Here is a 14,178-nt window from a genome sequence, read left to right as displayed (position 1 = left end):
GCGTGGATGATCCGCTGGATGCGCTTCCGGTTTCTCCCTGCCCGATTGGCAACGCTCTTGCGCATTATCGGCATTGATCCGGGGTCTTTGCGCACCGGCTATGGCATCATCGAGTCCGATGAGCGGGGACAGTTGCGCCATGTGGCCCATGGTTGCCTGAATGTGGCCGGACGTCCCTTTCTGGAGCGCATCGGTACCATTTATCGGGAGCTCAGCCAAGTATTGTTCGAATATCGACCCGATACGGCGGCCATCGAGCAGGTATTCATGGCCCGCAATGCCGATTCCGCGCTGAAACTTGGGCAGGCCCGAGGGGCGGCTCTGGTGGCATTGCTGGAAGCGGCTCTGCCGGTGGAAGAATATACTGCCTTGCAGATCAAAAAAGCCTCGGTGGGTGCCGGGCATGCCGACAAGGAACAAGTCCAGAGCATGGTGCGCTGGCTACTCCATCTCGACAAAAATCCCCAGGCCGATGCCGCAGATGCCCTGGCCTGTGCCATTTGCCATGCCCATCATGCCCGCACCCGGCAGCGCTGGCTGGTCTCTGGTCATGCCTGATGACCTTTTAGAGCAGCGAGGGTTACCATGATCACCGCATTGCGCGGAGTCATTGTGCAGAAGCGTCCCCCCTGGCTCTGGCTGGAGGTTCAGGGGGTCGGCTATGAGCTGGAAATGCCCCTGTCCAGCTTCTATCAGATGGCCGATGCGGGGGAAAGCGTGCTGGTGCACACCCATCTGACCATTCGGGAAGATGCCCATCTGCTCTATGGCTTCATGACGGTGGCCGAACGCGATACCTTTCGTCTATTGATTCGTGTCAACGGCATTGGCGGCAAGGTGGCATTGGCTTGTCTCTCGGGACTGTCCCCAGAAAAACTCGGCCAGGCTGTGGCAGAAGGGAATGTCGCCCAACTGACCGCCATTCCCGGCATCGGCCCGAAAACGGCGGAACGACTGGTGGTGGAGTTACGCGATAAAATGGGTGGAATCAGCGCCTTGCCGATGGGAAGGGCGGTACCGGGTGACCCCCGACAGGAAGCCGTTGCCGCATTGCTGACTTTGGGGTATAAGCCTGTTCAGGCCAGTCAGGCGATTGCCAGCCTGGCCGAAGGGCTGGGTCTTGAGGATCTGATTCGTCATGCCTTGCAACAGCTTTCACGCCATTGATTTTTTTATGGAACCCGCCACCATTCCGATGGTCACATTCCCATGATGGACAGAGGCCCGCTCAACCCCGAGGAAACCCATACGGATGCGGTGGATCGTGCCCTGCGTCCGCGGCTGCTGGCGGAGTACATCGGCCAGGCGCGCTTGCGCGAAACCCTCGGTCTTTACATGGATGCGGCCAAAGGCCGTCATGAAGCCCTGGATCATGTGCTGCTCTTTGGTCCTCCGGGGCTGGGCAAAACCACCTTGGCCCATATTATTGCCCAGGAAATGGGCGCCGGCTTGAAAGTCACCTCCGGCCCGGTGCTCGACAAGCCGGGGGATCTGGCGGCTATTTTGACCAATCTCCAGCCTCATGATGTGTTGTTTGTGGATGAAATCCATCGCCTCAGTCCTGTGGTCGAAGAAATTCTCTATCCGGCCCTGGAAGATTACGAACTGGATATTCTGATTGGCGAGGGGCCGGCGGCCCGTTCCATCAAAATCGGTCTGCCCCCCTTCACCCTGATTGGCGCCACCACCCGCGCCGGTTTGCTGACTTCCCCATTGCGTGACCGCTTTGGCATCAGTTTTCATCTGGAGTTTTACAGTGACATGGAATTGACCCAGATTGTGACCCGTTCCGCCAGCATTCTGGGCACCGTCCAGGACTTGCGGGGTGCCCAGGAAATTGCCCGGCGCGCCCGGGGGACCCCGCGTATTGCCAATCGTCTGCTGCGGCGGGTGCGGGATTTTGCCCAGGTGCGAGGCAACGGGGAAATCGATCAACGTACCGCTGAAGCCGCTCTGACCCTGATGGAGGTGGATCAGCATGGTTTTGACGGACAGGATCGCAAGCTCCTGCAAGCCGTCATTGGCCGTTTCGCGGGGGGGCCGGTGGGGGTCGAAAGTCTGGCCGCCGCCATTGGTGAGGAGCGCGGGACGATTGAAGATGTGCTGGAACCCTTCCTGATTCAGCGCGGATATCTGATTCGCACTCCCCGTGGCCGCTGTGCCACGGAACTGAGTTATCTGGCCCTGGGTTTACCGGCGCCAAAGGACCGCGGGGGTCTTTTTGATGGGCTCTGATGCCGGGGTTAGCCTCTTTCAGGTACGCGTATATTATGAAGATACGGACCACGGCGGAGTGGTGTATCATGCCAATTATTTACGCTTCATGGAGCGCGCCCGCACGGAAATGCTGCGCGAAAAGGGCTATGAACTGGATGTGTTGGAGCAGGATCCCGGAATCTTCTTTGTGGTGCGGCGCGCGTATCTGGATTTTCGTGCCCCGGCGCGTTTTAATGATCTGCTTCAGATAAAATCGGTCATCACTCGCAAGACCCCTGTGCGTATGAATTTTCAACAGGATATTTCGGCAAAAGAAAAACTTTTGTGCAGCGGCGAAATAGAGGTCGTCTGCCTGGAAGTCAAGACCTTTCGTCCCCACGCTCTTCCTGCGGAACTTCTGCAGGCCTTCCCTCTTCGTGTTCACCCGTGAGATTTTATGGATCCTCAAAACATCACCCATCCCGCAGCTTCCCTTTCCGTGGCTCATCTGGTGCTGAATGCCAGTCCCGTGGTCCAGATCATCCTGGTTCTGCTGGTCCTGGCTTCCATTGCTTCCTGGACCATCATTTTTGAAAAGTGGGCGGTATTTGCCGGCGCTTTCAAGGCCCTGGCCCGCTTTGAAAAACGCTTCTGGAGTGGCGGAGAAATGGGCCAGATTTATCAGCATGTATCGGGTAACAGTAACCTGGAAACCGGGGCGGGCAGTATTTTCTGTGCGGGTTATGAAGAATTTCAGCGGCAGCGCGGTAAGATCCATCCCAGTGATGCCCTGGATGCGGCACGCCGGGCCATGCGGGTGGCACAAATGCGCGAGGTGGGGCGTCTGGAAAACCGTCTGGCCTTTCTGGCATCCGTATCTTCCGTCAGCCCCTTTGTGGGCTTGCTGGGGACTGTCTGGGGCATCATGACCGCGTTCATGCATATTGGTGCTGCCGGACAGGCGACGCTGGCGACGGTGGCCCCGCCGGTGGCCGAAGCCCTCATCGCCACGGCCGCGGGTCTTTTTGCCGCCATTCCGGCGACGGCTGCATATAACCGATATATTCACAAGCTGGACAAATTGGATGCCCAGTTTGAGGTGTTCATGGATGAATTCACCAACATCCTGCATCGTCAGGTACCAGAGACCAAGTCATGAAAAGAAGGCGTTTGATGGCAGAGATGAACGTCGTCCCCTATATCGACGTGACTCTGGTACTGCTGGTGATTTTCATGCTTTCGGCGCCCTTGTTGACCCAGGGCGTGAACGTCAATCTGCCCAAGGGGGCCACCAAACCGGTGTCGGACAAAGTCCCTCCCGTGCTGATTTCCGTGACTCGGCAAGGAAGCATCTCCGTACAGTTCAAGGACAGTCATAGCTCCGTGGCACTGGATGATCTGGCTGGGGATGTACGGCGTATTTCCAGTACCGGGCATGGCCAGGTGCAGGTGCTGGTGGGTGGTGATGCCCATGTGGATTATGGCAAGGTGATGGCGGTGATGGCACGGCTGCAGGAGGCGGGTATTTCTCATGTCGGTCTGCTGACCCGCCCGGAGGGCCATTGAAAGAACGTCGCTCCCCATGGCCCTTGGTGCTGGCTGTTATTCTCAATGCCGCCATACTTTTTGCCTTGTTCTGGACCTTTCATGTGCAGTTGCCGCCGAGTAGCGGCAACCATCCCATGCAGGCCCAATTGAGTAGCGGGATGCCCCCGACGACCATGCCTGCGCCGAAGCCAGCCCCGAAACCGGTTCCCCAGCCGCAACCGGTCCCGAAACCGGTTCCCCAGCCGACCCCGAAGCCGGTTACGCCACCTCCGCCCAGTGCCGCCCAGATAGCCGCTGAAAAAGCGGCTGCCGCCAAAGCCGCCGAGGCAAAAGCGGCGCAGATAGCCGCAGCCCGTGAAGCCCGGGAAAAACACGCGGAAGAGCTGGCGGCACGACAAAAAGCCGAACGGGAGGCCAAGGCGCAGGCGGCCGCCGCAAAGGCCGCTCAGGAAAAAGCCGCGCAACAGGCCGCTGCCAAAGCCGCCGCCGAAAAAGCGGCCGCCGCCAAGGCCGCTCAGGAAAAACGCGCCGCAGAACAGGCGGCAGCAGCACGGGCCGCGGAGCTCAAAAAGCAACTGGCCGCGCAAGCGGCGGCGCGCGCCAAGGCCCAGCGTATGGCTGAAGCGAAAGCCCAATTGCAGGCAGAAGCAAACATAGCTGCCGCCCGCGCCCAGCAGGCTTCGGAGAATCAGCGACTGATTGGCCTTTTTGCCCAAAAAATCCGGACCCAAGTGTACAATGCCTGGAATACCAGTTTTGCCGCTGCGCTAACCTGTGTGGTGGAAATACACCTGAGCCCCGAAGGGCAAATTATCGGCCAACCGCAAATCGTGCGCTCCAGTGGAAATCCACAATTTGATCGGGCGGTCATCCAGTCTGTGGAGCAGGCCGCACCCTTTTCACCGCCTATCGGACTTTCCTATTCCCTGTATAAAGATGTAGATCTTAAATTTAAAGCGGAGGATCTCAATCATGGCTAAACGCTTCTGGGCTTTGGCCCTGTTCCTGCTGGCTTCGGCTTTTGTATTACCCGCTCAGGCGGCACTCACCGTAGAAATCACCAAAAGTGTGGCCTCAGCCCTGCCCATTGCCATTCCATCTTTTGGACCGGGGGTGCCGGGACAGCCTTCAGTAGCCGATGTGGTCCGCAATGATTTGCGCCATAGTGGTCTGTTCCGGGTGATCGATCCCGCCGGGTACCCCAGTGATCCGCGCGCGCCGGGGGACGTGAAAGCGGCTCAATGGACGGCGGTGGGAGCTACCGGCCTGGCCGTGGGTTCGGTGCAGCCTCTCAACGGCGGCTATGCGGTCACGGTCTATGTCTACAATGTCGGCACCGGACAGGAATTGACCGCGCGGCGTTTTACCTGTTCTGCCGCCGAACTGCACATGACCGCCCATCATGTGGCGGACGTGATTTATCAGGCTTTTACCGGGAAACCCGGTCCCTTTGCCAGCCGCATTGCCTATGTGCGGCAGACGGGCAATACCTATGAATTGTTGGTGGCCGAATCCGATGGCTGGAATCCTCACCCCATTGTCCGGGGCCTCATGCCGGTGTTTTCGCCGGTCTGGTCACCCGATAACCATCGTCTGGCCTATGTCACCTACGCTGATTCAAGAGCCATCATTTACGTGCAAAACCTGGCGACGGGGCAAAGGCAATCCATTGCTCCGGGGGGTGAAATTGTCAGTGCGCCCACTTTTTCCCCCAATGGTCAGGAAATCGCCTATGCCCGTTCTTGGGGCGGGCGCACCGAGATCTATGTGGCTAATTTGCAGACGGGTCAGCGTCGCCAATTGACCAATGACGATGCCATCAACACCTCGCCTACCTGGGCACCCAATGGCAGCCAGATTGTGTTTGTCTCCGACCGCGCTGGCGGGCCCCAGATTTATGCCATGAACGCCAATGGCAGCGATGTTCATCGCCTGTCCTACAGTGGCGGCTACAATGCCGGACCCGATTATTCTCCCACGGGCAATGCCATTGCCTTCATTCATCGTACCGATGGGGTTTATGCCCTGGCGGTGATGAATCCCGATGGAAGTGGCATGCGCGTGCTGGATGCCCAGGGTAACTGCGACCACCCGAGTTTCGCTAGCAATGGTCAGATGATCCTCTACGGTACCCATCGGGGTGGCCGCAAGGTGCTGGCAGAAGTCAGCCTGGACGGCAAAACCATGGCCATACTCCATAGTGACGCCGGCCAGGACAGCCAGCCCGCCTGGTCACGGTGAGGGCCTGATTTATAGCGTATTCCCGTGCTTTTTAGTGCGGGGATATGCGGAGTGGCCTTCTAAATTTCCATGCCAATGTACGGGCACGCAACGAACAACGGTAACCTATGGAAAACGTCTTCAATTTTCGCGAACAACTCATAGAAGAATACAGTACCTTTTCCCGCAGTTTTGCGCGTATTGACGCCGCGGACATCCGCGAAACGGTGCAGCGCGAATATGACCATGGCCGCTACTGGCCGGAACCCCTCATCCAGATCAACCCCAACTACAAGCGCGGACACTCGGTCCAAGAGCTGGTCAGAGAAGGTCTTCTGCACCGGGAGTGCGCCGATATTTTCCAGGTGGACAAAGCGGAAGGTCGGCCACAGCCGCTCCAGCTCTATACCCATCAGGAGCAGGCACTAGCCAAAGGCCAACAGCGGCAAAGCTATGTGGTCACGACGGGCACAGGCTCCGGCAAATCCCTCTCCTTCTTCGTCCCGGTCATCGACCGGATACTGAAGGAGAAGGAGGCGGACGAGGAAAATACGCCTGCGCGCACCCGCGCCATCGTCATCTATCCCATGAACGCGCTGGCCAACAGTCAACTGGAAGAACTCCACAAATTCCTGTACGGCTATGCCGCCGACCAGCAGCCCTTTACCGTAGCGCGTTACACCGGACAAGAATCCGCTGCTGAACGCCAAAACATAGCGGACAACCCGCCCGACATTCTCCTCACCAACTTCATGATGCTGGAACTCATCCTCACCCGCTTCGATCAGGACGACCGCCGCGTCGTCGAGCATTGCCATGGGCTGGAGTTTTTGATTCTTGATGAACTGCACACCTATCGGGGGCGTCAGGGTGCCGATGTGGCTTTGTTGGTGCGCCGCCTGCGCGAACGCCTGCAGGCCCATCAGCTCGTGTGCATAGGCACTTCCGCCACCATGTCCAGCATGGACGCCCAGGAAGATCGCAACAACACGGTCGCTGCTGTAGCCAGCAAGCTTTTTGGTACCCCGATAACAGGGGCTGACGTGATTGGTGAAACCCTGGAACGGGTGACGGATCCCCTCAAGGATGCATCCGCCATTCAAGGCGCACTGTCTGACGCCATACGTCGGGAACACCATAGCTGGGTCGATTTCCCCTCTTTTCAGGCAGACCCCCTGGCCATCTGGGTGGAACTGAATCTGGGTATCGAACTGCGCGAAAATGGATACCATCGCGCCCGGCCCATGAACATCAAAACGGCCAGTGAAAGACTGGCGGCAGACAGTGGCTGTTCCGTGGAGGAAAGCCGTAGCGCCTTGCAGCGCTTCCTGCTGGCTGCCCATGAGATCAATACACCGCAAGGACGGCCACCCTTCGCCTTCAAACTGCATCAGTTCATCAGCGGCCCCGGCAAGGTGCTCACTACTTTGGAAGCCCCTGGAACCCGCCATGTCACCCTCGATGCCCAGCGCTTCGCCCCTGGCCGGCAAGCGGAAGGGGTGGAACTCTATCCAGCCCATTTTTGCCGGGATTGCGGTCAGGAATACTACCCAGTCTGGCATGCCAATTCGGCCGGCTATCGGCCCCGCGAAATTGACGACATCAGCACCGAGGACAATGAAGATACCGCCTATGGCTTTCTCTGCCCGATCCATGCCGATCAGCAATACCAAGGTCAACTGGAGGATCTGCCGGAAAACTGGCTCGATTTTACCCGTGATGAGGTGAGGGTCCGGCAAAACTACAAAAAGGCGATTCCGCAACGGGTGCTCGTCAATGCCCAGGGGCAGGAAGGTCAGGGCGAGGGCTACTGGCATATCCCCGGCAAATTCCGCTTTTGTCTCAAATGCGGCCAGGTCCATGAGGCCCACGGCAAGGACATCAACCGCCTCGCCAGTCTTTCCGGTGAGGGCCGTTCCTCGGCCACCACCATGCTCACCCTCAGTGCTCTCCGTTTGCTCTTCAGCGCTCCTGAGCCGCTGGCCGATCGGGCTGACCCCCGCAAGCTGTTGGGGTTTACGGATAACCGGCAGGACGCCGCTTTACAGGCCGGGCACTTCAATGACTTCATTTTTCTGCTGACTCTGCGTTCCGGCCTCATCGGCGCACTGCAAAACAACGGCGGCCTGCTCAACGAGGAAGAACTGGCAGATGCCGTATTCAAAGCCCTCGGCTTTGATCAGGTCAACGAGGCCGCCCTGGTCGAATACTTGCGTAACCCCAAACTCATGGGTTTGGCGCGGCAGGACGCGCAAAGAACACTGCGCTTCATCATCGGCTACCGCCTGCTTCGCGATCTGCGCCGGGGCTGGCGGTTCAACAATCCCAATCTCGACCAGCTCGGCCTGATCGACATCCATTATCGCGGGCTGGACGAATTCAGCGCCACGGACAGCCTCTTTGCCCAGAACCCCAGGCTGTCCGCCCTCAGCGGACCCCATCGCGCGGCGTTCTGCCAGCTGGTCTTTGACGTCATGCGTCGTGGTCTCTGTCTGGAAAGCCGCTATCTGGATGCCGTCGAGCAGGACAAGGCCAAAACCAGCGCCTTTACCACCCTCAACGAGCGTTGGGCATTCGCCGCCGATGAATCGCTGGAAACCGCGCGAACCCTGATTTTCGGCAAGCGGCCGGAGTATAAGGGGAAAGCCCGTACCGACCTGATCAGTGGCGGACCTCGTTCCCGGCTGCTCCGTCAGGTCAAGAATGCCAGCTTCTGGAAAGACAGCGCCTGGGCCGGGCAGCTAGCTCAGTGGAAAGACGCCGAGTGGGCCGAATTGATCGAAGCCATGCTCCAGGCCGCCAACCTCTTTGGCTATGTGCAAAAGCATCCCGTGGAAAACCATCTGGTGGGGTGGCGGCTGAACGCCGCTGCCCTCGACTGGTGCCTGACGGCCAATGTGCCAGACACCGACAAGCGCCAGTCCAATGTTTTCTTCCGCCAGCTTTATCTCAACATTGCCGAACTCTTGCGTCAGCCGGGGCACCCGCTCTTTGCCTTTGAAGCGCAGGAGCATACCGCGCAAGTGGATTCGGCGCGCCGCCAATTGCTGGAGCAGCGCTTCCGTTACACCGAAAAAGACCGCCACGACTGGGCCAGCAATCCCGCCCACGAAGCACCTCTGGAGCGCTTGCCGGTTATGTTCTGCTCCCCCACCATGGAACTGGGCGTCGATATTTCGGCCCTCAATACGGTGTATCTGCGCAATGTGCCGCCCACCCCCGCCAATTATGCCCAGCGCAGCGGGCGTGCCGGACGCTCCGGCCAGCAGGCCCTGGTCATCACTTACTGTGCCGCCCAGAGCCCCCACGATCAATGGTTTTTCCACCATGCCAACGAAATGGTCCATGGCGTGGTCAAGTCGCCCACCCTCGATCTGGCCAATCGCGATCTGGTGGAGAGCCATCTGCATGCGGTCTGGCTGGCCTGCGCGGAAATAGACCTCCCTTCCGGCATCAACGAACTGCTGGATCTCGACCTGCAGGACAAACCACTGAAACCGTACTACCAGGACTGCCTCGGCAACCTCACCGTTCAGGACCGCGCCCAAGAGAGCGCCGCGCGGGTCATCGCCCAACTCCACGACGAACTGCAGGACAGCGACTGGTTCTCTCCGGATTATGTACAAAAAGTCATCGCAACGGCGCCCCAGAGCTTCTCCGGGGCGCTGCAGCGCTGGCGAGTGCTCTTTGATTCCACCCGCACGCAGATGGACATGGCCGATCAGATCGTCAAGAGCCACACCGCCTCCCACGGCGAGCGACAGAACGCCCAGCGCCGTTATGGGGATGCCGCTCGGCAATATGCGGTCCTGCTCAAGACTGGCAACACCCAGAACGCCGACTTCTACACCTATCGTTACCTCGCCAGTCAGGGCTTCCTGCCCGGCTACAACTTCCCGCGTCTGCCCCTGATGGCCTGGATTCCCGCCAGTGGCGGGAAAACCATGAGCGGGAATGAGGACGAAGGCAGCATGGTCAGCCGCCCGCGTTTTCTGGGTCTCTCGGAGTTTGGTCCGCGCAGCCTCATCTACCACCAGGGTCGCATGTATCGCGTGGTGCGGGCCAAGCTCAATGTCGGTTCGGCCGATCACATTTCCGGCAACAGTCAGTTGGCCACCATCGCTTCCCTGATCTGCAGCCAGTGCGGGTATGGCCACCTGGGCACCCCTGGCGGCAGTGATCCGTTGGTCAACCGCTGCGAAAACTGTGATGCTCTGCTGACCGAACAGGACTGGGTACGGGAGCTCTATCGCATAGAAACCGTGGAAACGGTGGCGGTGGAACGGATTTCCATCAATGACGAAGACCGCCAGCGCCAAGGATTTGAGTTACAAAGCACTTATCGCTTTCTACCCGGTCCCGACGGCGTCATCCAGAAGCGCAAGGCCGCTGTACGCAATGGCGACGAAGTGCTGGCTGAACTCACCTATGCCCCCGCCGCCCGCCTGTGGCGCATCAATCGCGGCTGGCGGCGGCGCAAGAACAAGGAGCAACTGGGTTTCTATATCAACCCCATTACTGGCACCTGGAGCAAGCAGGATGATCCCAATGCATCCGATGAAAGCCCGGAAAAGGAAGACGGCCTGCTTGACAAGGTGGCCAATCAGCGCATCGTACCCTTTGTCGAAGATCATCGGAACCTGCTGATCCTGGCTCCGGCACAGGCGCTTTCCTTGGAGGCCATGGCCACACTGCAAGCCGCCCTGAAGCGGGGCATTGAAATGACCTTCCAGATCGAAGAAGCCGAACTGGTGGCTGAGCCTCTGCCCAAAAGCGACGAACGCCGCGCCCTGATGTTTTACGAAGCCGCCGAGGGCGGTGCCGGTGTCCTGACCCGTCTGGTCGGGGAACCCGGCAGCCTCCTCCGGGAAGTCGCCAGCGCCGCCTTGCAGATGATGCACTATGGCAAGCCGGAAGACGGCATCTGGCAGTTTACGGCGCTGGAGGCGACGGACAAGCACATTTGCGAAGCGGGTTGCTACCAGTGCTTGTTGTCCTACTTCAATCAGCCGGACCACGAAAACATCAATCGCCGCAACACTGATGCCCTGAAACTGCTGGTGGCGCTGGCCAATGCCGTGGTGCATCTGACTCCTTCCGTCGCGGCACCGGCAGTTTCTTCATCGCCACCACATGCTCCCGGCCAGAATCTCACTGCGCAATGGTTGCAGGCCATCACCCAAGCCGGTTTGCGCTTGCCCGACGCCACCGATGTCCCCGTCCAGCAAGGCGCCGCCATCGCCGCCGCTCAGTACGTCGCCGCCCGGGCCCTGGTCTTTCTGACGCCCATCAGCCTGGATCTGCATCGGGTACTCGGCGACAAGGGCTGGCAGGTCTTGGACTTCGCGGACCCGGCCCAATGGTCGATCCGATTTGCCGCTTATCCCGGGATATTCGGCCTGCCCGAGAACATCCCATGACCCGCATCGAACACGACTTCCTGCCCGGCAACCTCGTGCGCGCACGGGGTCGCGAATGGGTGGTGCAAAGCGAATCCCGCCGCGACTGGCTGCGCCTGCGCCCGCTGGGTGGCGCCGACGGCGACAGCATCACCCTGATCCCCGAGCTGGAACTGCAGGCCGTCGCGCCCGCCACCTTTCCCTGGCCTGAACCGGAACAGGCGGGCAACCATGCCGCCGCTCAGCTGTTGCGCGACGCCCTGCGCCTCAAACTGCGGGCTGGCGGGGGTCCCTTCCGGGCCTTTGGCAACATCGCCGTCGAACCCCGCGCTTATCAACTCGTGCCGCTCCTCATGGCCCTGCGCCTCTCGACGGTGCGCCTGCTCATCGCCGATGACGTCGGCGTCGGCAAAACCATCGAAGCTGGGCTGATTGCCCGCGAGTTGATGGATCGCGGCGAAATCCGCCGCTTGGCCGTACTTTGCCCGCCACATCTGGTCGAGCAATGGCAAAATGAACTGGAAAGCCGCTTCAATCTGCAAAGCGTGGCCCTCACCTCTGCCTCCGCTTCCCGCATCGAGCGTGACTTACCCCATGGGGTCGGTCTCTTTGATTACCATCCAGTGGTCGTGGTCAGTCTGGATTACATCAAGAGCGAGCGCCACCGCGCCCACTTTCTCACCATCGCTCCCGAGTGCGTGATCGTGGATGAAGCCCACACCTGTGCCAGCAGCGGACAGGGCAAGCAACTGCGTTTCCAACTCTTGCAGCAACTCAGTCAAAACCCCGAACGCCACCTGATGCTGCTCACCGCCACCCCGCACTCGGGGGACGAAGAGGCTTTTTACAACTTGCTTTCGCTCCTCGATCCACGCTTTCATGAATTACAAGGGCATACCGTTGCCAATGATCCGCTGCGCCAGGAACTGGCCCGCCATTTCGTGCAGCGCCGGCGCAAGGATATTGCCGAATGGCAGGCGGAAACCAACGATGGCCGCGGCTTTCCGCGCCGCATGAAAACCGAGATCACCTACCCGTTGAGCGGCGACTGGGGCGCATTCTTCGACGCCGTGCAAAACTTCTGCCGGGAACTCGCCGAAAGCATCGAAGCGCGAGAGGCTGGCCATGCGCGCTTGGTCTGGTACGCCACCCTCGCGCTGCTGCGTTGCGTGGCCTCTTCTCCGGCCGCCGCCGTCAAAGCCCTGACAACCCGGTTGGACAACACCCTCAGCGACAACGAATGGCTCACCGACGAGCGTTTATACGACGGTGAAGCCGACGACCTGGACAGCAACGATCTCGAACCACCCGCACAGATGGTCCATGCCGGGCATTTGCAAACGCTGATCAACGAAGCGGAACGGCTCTCGGGCCAGACGGGCGATCCCAAGCTGGCGGTATTGATCCAACATCTCCATGCGCTGCTAAAAGAGGGCTTTCACCCCGTCGTATTCTGCCGCTACATCGCCACTGCCCACTACGTCACCGAATATCTGAAGAAAGTCTTTTCCAAGGCCGTCATCGACGCCGTTACCGGCGAATACACCCCAGAGGAGCGCCGCGAGCGGGTGGAGGCACTGGCGGAGGGCGAATCCCGCATCCTCGTCGCTACCGACTGCCTCTCCGAAGGCATCAACCTGCAGCACCTGTTCACCGCCGTCGTCCACTACGACCTGGCCTGGAACCCCACCCGCCACGAACAGCGCGAAGGCCGCGTCGATCGCTTCGGCCAGCAGGCCCCCGAAGTGCGCTGCACCATGCTCTACGGGCAGGACAACCCGGTCGATGGCTTTGTGCTCAACGTCATCCTGCGCAAGGGCGAAGCCATCGAGAAAGAACTCGGCGTGCTGGTACCCATGCCCGAAGACGAAGCCCGCATCAAGCAGGCGCTGGTCAAGGCCGCGCTGATGAAGCGCAACAACGCCCATACCGCGCAGTTGGGTTTCGACTTTGGGGAATTCGAACAGATCCTCGCCCCCCTGCAAGCCCGCTGGCAAGACGCCCTGCAAAAGGCCAAGGCCAACCGCACCGTCTTTGCCCAGCGCCGCATCCGTCCCGACGAAGTGCTGCCCGAATGGCAGAAGGAACAACAAGCGCTGGGCACCCAGGCCGACGTGCAGCGCTTCCTGCAGAGCGCCTGCGCCCGCCTCAACGCCCCGCTGGAAAAAGCCCGCAAGGAGCAGTTCCGCCTGCTACCGCAACATCTGCCGGAAACGCTGCGGTTGCGGCTGGCCGATGAAGGCATAAACAAAGCACTGACCATCGATTTCAACGCACTGCACCGCAGTCACCCGCTGGTGACGGTCCTCGCCGACTATCTCCTCGAAACCAGTCTGCAGGAAGGCAGTCCCATCGCCGCGCGCTGCGCCGCCACCCTCACCGATGCCGTGGACGTGGTCACCACGCTCTACCTGCTGCGTCTGCGCCATCAGCTCAGCTATGTGCGCCGCCGTGAACCCTTCCAGATGATGGCCGAAGAAACCGTCACCCTTGCCGTCAAAGGCCGCAGCCAACCCGAATGGTTGAGCGGCGATTCTGTCAATGCGCTGCTCGAATGCACCCCCACGGGCAACCTGCCGCCGGAAGGGGTGCGGCGCGAAGTCCGCACGGCGCTGGACTTTCTGCGTGCTCATCCGCAGCAACTGGAAGCCCTGGCGCAGAACCGCGCCGTCACTCTGCTCGAAGACCACCGCCGGGTGCGCACGGCGGCGCGCGATGTCGGCCAGTACAGCGTCAGCGCCTGTCTGCCGGTGGACGTGATCGGCGTCTACGTGTTGTTGCCGGACGCTCTATAATGTACACTTTGGTGTACATA

General features: G+C 60.0%; 10 protein-coding genes. All 10 read left to right on the top strand.

What is annotated here, in order from left to right:
• Nucleotides 1–18: 18 nt before the first annotated feature.
• The 10 genes from ruvC (at nt 19) to ACJU26_RS15315 (ending at nt 14,158) form a co-directional block, all read left to right on the top strand.
• Nucleotides 19–558 carry a crossover junction endodeoxyribonuclease RuvC gene (gene ruvC / locus ACJU26_RS15360; RefSeq protein WP_414041996.1) on the top strand — a complete coding sequence of 180 codons (540 nt, stop codon included), beginning with the start codon at nt 19–21 and terminating at the stop codon, nt 556–558.
• 27 nt (nt 559–585) lie between these two features.
• Nucleotides 586–1,167 (top strand): Holliday junction branch migration protein RuvA, encoded by a 582-nt coding sequence (gene ruvA / locus ACJU26_RS15355; RefSeq protein ID WP_414040468.1) that lies wholly within the window; start codon nt 586–588, stop codon nt 1,165–1,167.
• 42 nt (nt 1,168–1,209) lie between these two features.
• On the top strand, nt 1,210–2,235 hold the full coding sequence (gene ruvB, locus ACJU26_RS15350; RefSeq protein ID WP_414040467.1) for a Holliday junction branch migration DNA helicase RuvB: 1,026 nt from the start codon (nt 1,210–1,212) through the stop codon (nt 2,233–2,235).
• The gene (gene ybgC, locus ACJU26_RS15345; RefSeq protein WP_414041995.1) at nt 2,225–2,647 is read left to right on the top strand and encodes a tol-pal system-associated acyl-CoA thioesterase; all 423 of its coding nucleotides are present in this window, start codon (nt 2,225–2,227) and stop codon (nt 2,645–2,647) included. Before ruvB ends, ybgC begins: the two co-directional genes overlap by 11 nt.
• Nucleotides 2,648–2,653: 6 nt before the next feature.
• Nucleotides 2,654–3,355, top strand: coding sequence for a protein TolQ (gene tolQ, locus ACJU26_RS15340; protein WP_414040466.1), 702 nt, complete (start codon nt 2,654–2,656; stop codon nt 3,353–3,355).
• Complete coding sequence (gene tolR, locus ACJU26_RS15335; protein WP_414040465.1) at nt 3,352–3,762, top strand: protein TolR; 411 nt, start codon at nt 3,352–3,354, stop codon at nt 3,760–3,762. Before tolQ ends, tolR begins: the two co-directional genes overlap by 4 nt.
• Complete coding sequence (tolA, locus tag ACJU26_RS15330) at nt 3,759–4,724, top strand: cell envelope integrity protein TolA (RefSeq protein WP_414040464.1); 966 nt, start codon at nt 3,759–3,761, stop codon at nt 4,722–4,724. The genes tolR and tolA overlap by 4 nt, the downstream gene beginning before the upstream one ends.
• A complete protein-coding gene (tolB, locus tag ACJU26_RS15325; RefSeq protein ID WP_414040463.1) occupies nt 4,717–5,985 on the top strand; it encodes a Tol-Pal system beta propeller repeat protein TolB in 1,269 nt (422 codons plus the stop codon). Before tolA ends, tolB begins: the two co-directional genes overlap by 8 nt.
• A gap of 107 nt (nt 5,986–6,092) precedes the next feature.
• The gene (locus ACJU26_RS15320) at nt 6,093–11,384 is read left to right on the top strand and encodes a DEAD/DEAH box helicase (RefSeq protein WP_414040462.1); all 5,292 of its coding nucleotides are present in this window, start codon (nt 6,093–6,095) and stop codon (nt 11,382–11,384) included.
• The gene (locus ACJU26_RS15315) at nt 11,381–14,158 is read left to right on the top strand and encodes a helicase-related protein (protein WP_414040461.1); all 2,778 of its coding nucleotides are present in this window, start codon (nt 11,381–11,383) and stop codon (nt 14,156–14,158) included. Before ACJU26_RS15320 ends, ACJU26_RS15315 begins: the two co-directional genes overlap by 4 nt.
• The last annotated feature ends 20 nt before the right edge of the window (nt 14,159–14,178 follow it).

Origin of the sequence: Acidithiobacillus sp. M4-SHS-6 (genome assembly GCF_047421495.1) — a bacterium.
Classification (GTDB): Bacteria; Pseudomonadota; Gammaproteobacteria; order Acidithiobacillales; family Acidithiobacillaceae; genus Acidithiobacillus.
Note: the sequence above shows the minus strand (reverse complement) of the source record. Positions and strands in the feature narration are given on the sequence as shown.

What these genes read in the sequence shown, in the direction of transcription:
- ruvC (WP_414041996.1), top strand. Translation starts at nt 19, where the DNA reads ATGCGCTTCCGGTTTCTCCCTGCCCGATTGGCAACGCTCTTGCGCATT.
- ruvA (WP_414040468.1), top strand. Translation starts at nt 586, where the DNA reads ATGATCACCGCATTGCGCGGAGTCATTGTGCAGAAGCGTCCCCCCTGG.
- ruvB (WP_414040467.1), top strand. Translation starts at nt 1,210, where the DNA reads ATGATGGACAGAGGCCCGCTCAACCCCGAGGAAACCCATACGGATGCG.
- ybgC (WP_414041995.1), top strand. Translation starts at nt 2,225, where the DNA reads ATGGGCTCTGATGCCGGGGTTAGCCTCTTTCAGGTACGCGTATATTAT.
- tolQ (WP_414040466.1), top strand. Translation starts at nt 2,654, where the DNA reads ATGGATCCTCAAAACATCACCCATCCCGCAGCTTCCCTTTCCGTGGCT.
- tolR (WP_414040465.1), top strand. Translation starts at nt 3,352, where the DNA reads ATGAAAAGAAGGCGTTTGATGGCAGAGATGAACGTCGTCCCCTATATC.
- tolB (WP_414040463.1), top strand. Translation starts at nt 4,717, where the DNA reads ATGGCTAAACGCTTCTGGGCTTTGGCCCTGTTCCTGCTGGCTTCGGCT.
- ACJU26_RS15320 (WP_414040462.1), top strand. Translation starts at nt 6,093, where the DNA reads ATGGAAAACGTCTTCAATTTTCGCGAACAACTCATAGAAGAATACAGT.
- ACJU26_RS15315 (WP_414040461.1), top strand. Translation starts at nt 11,381, where the DNA reads ATGACCCGCATCGAACACGACTTCCTGCCCGGCAACCTCGTGCGCGCA.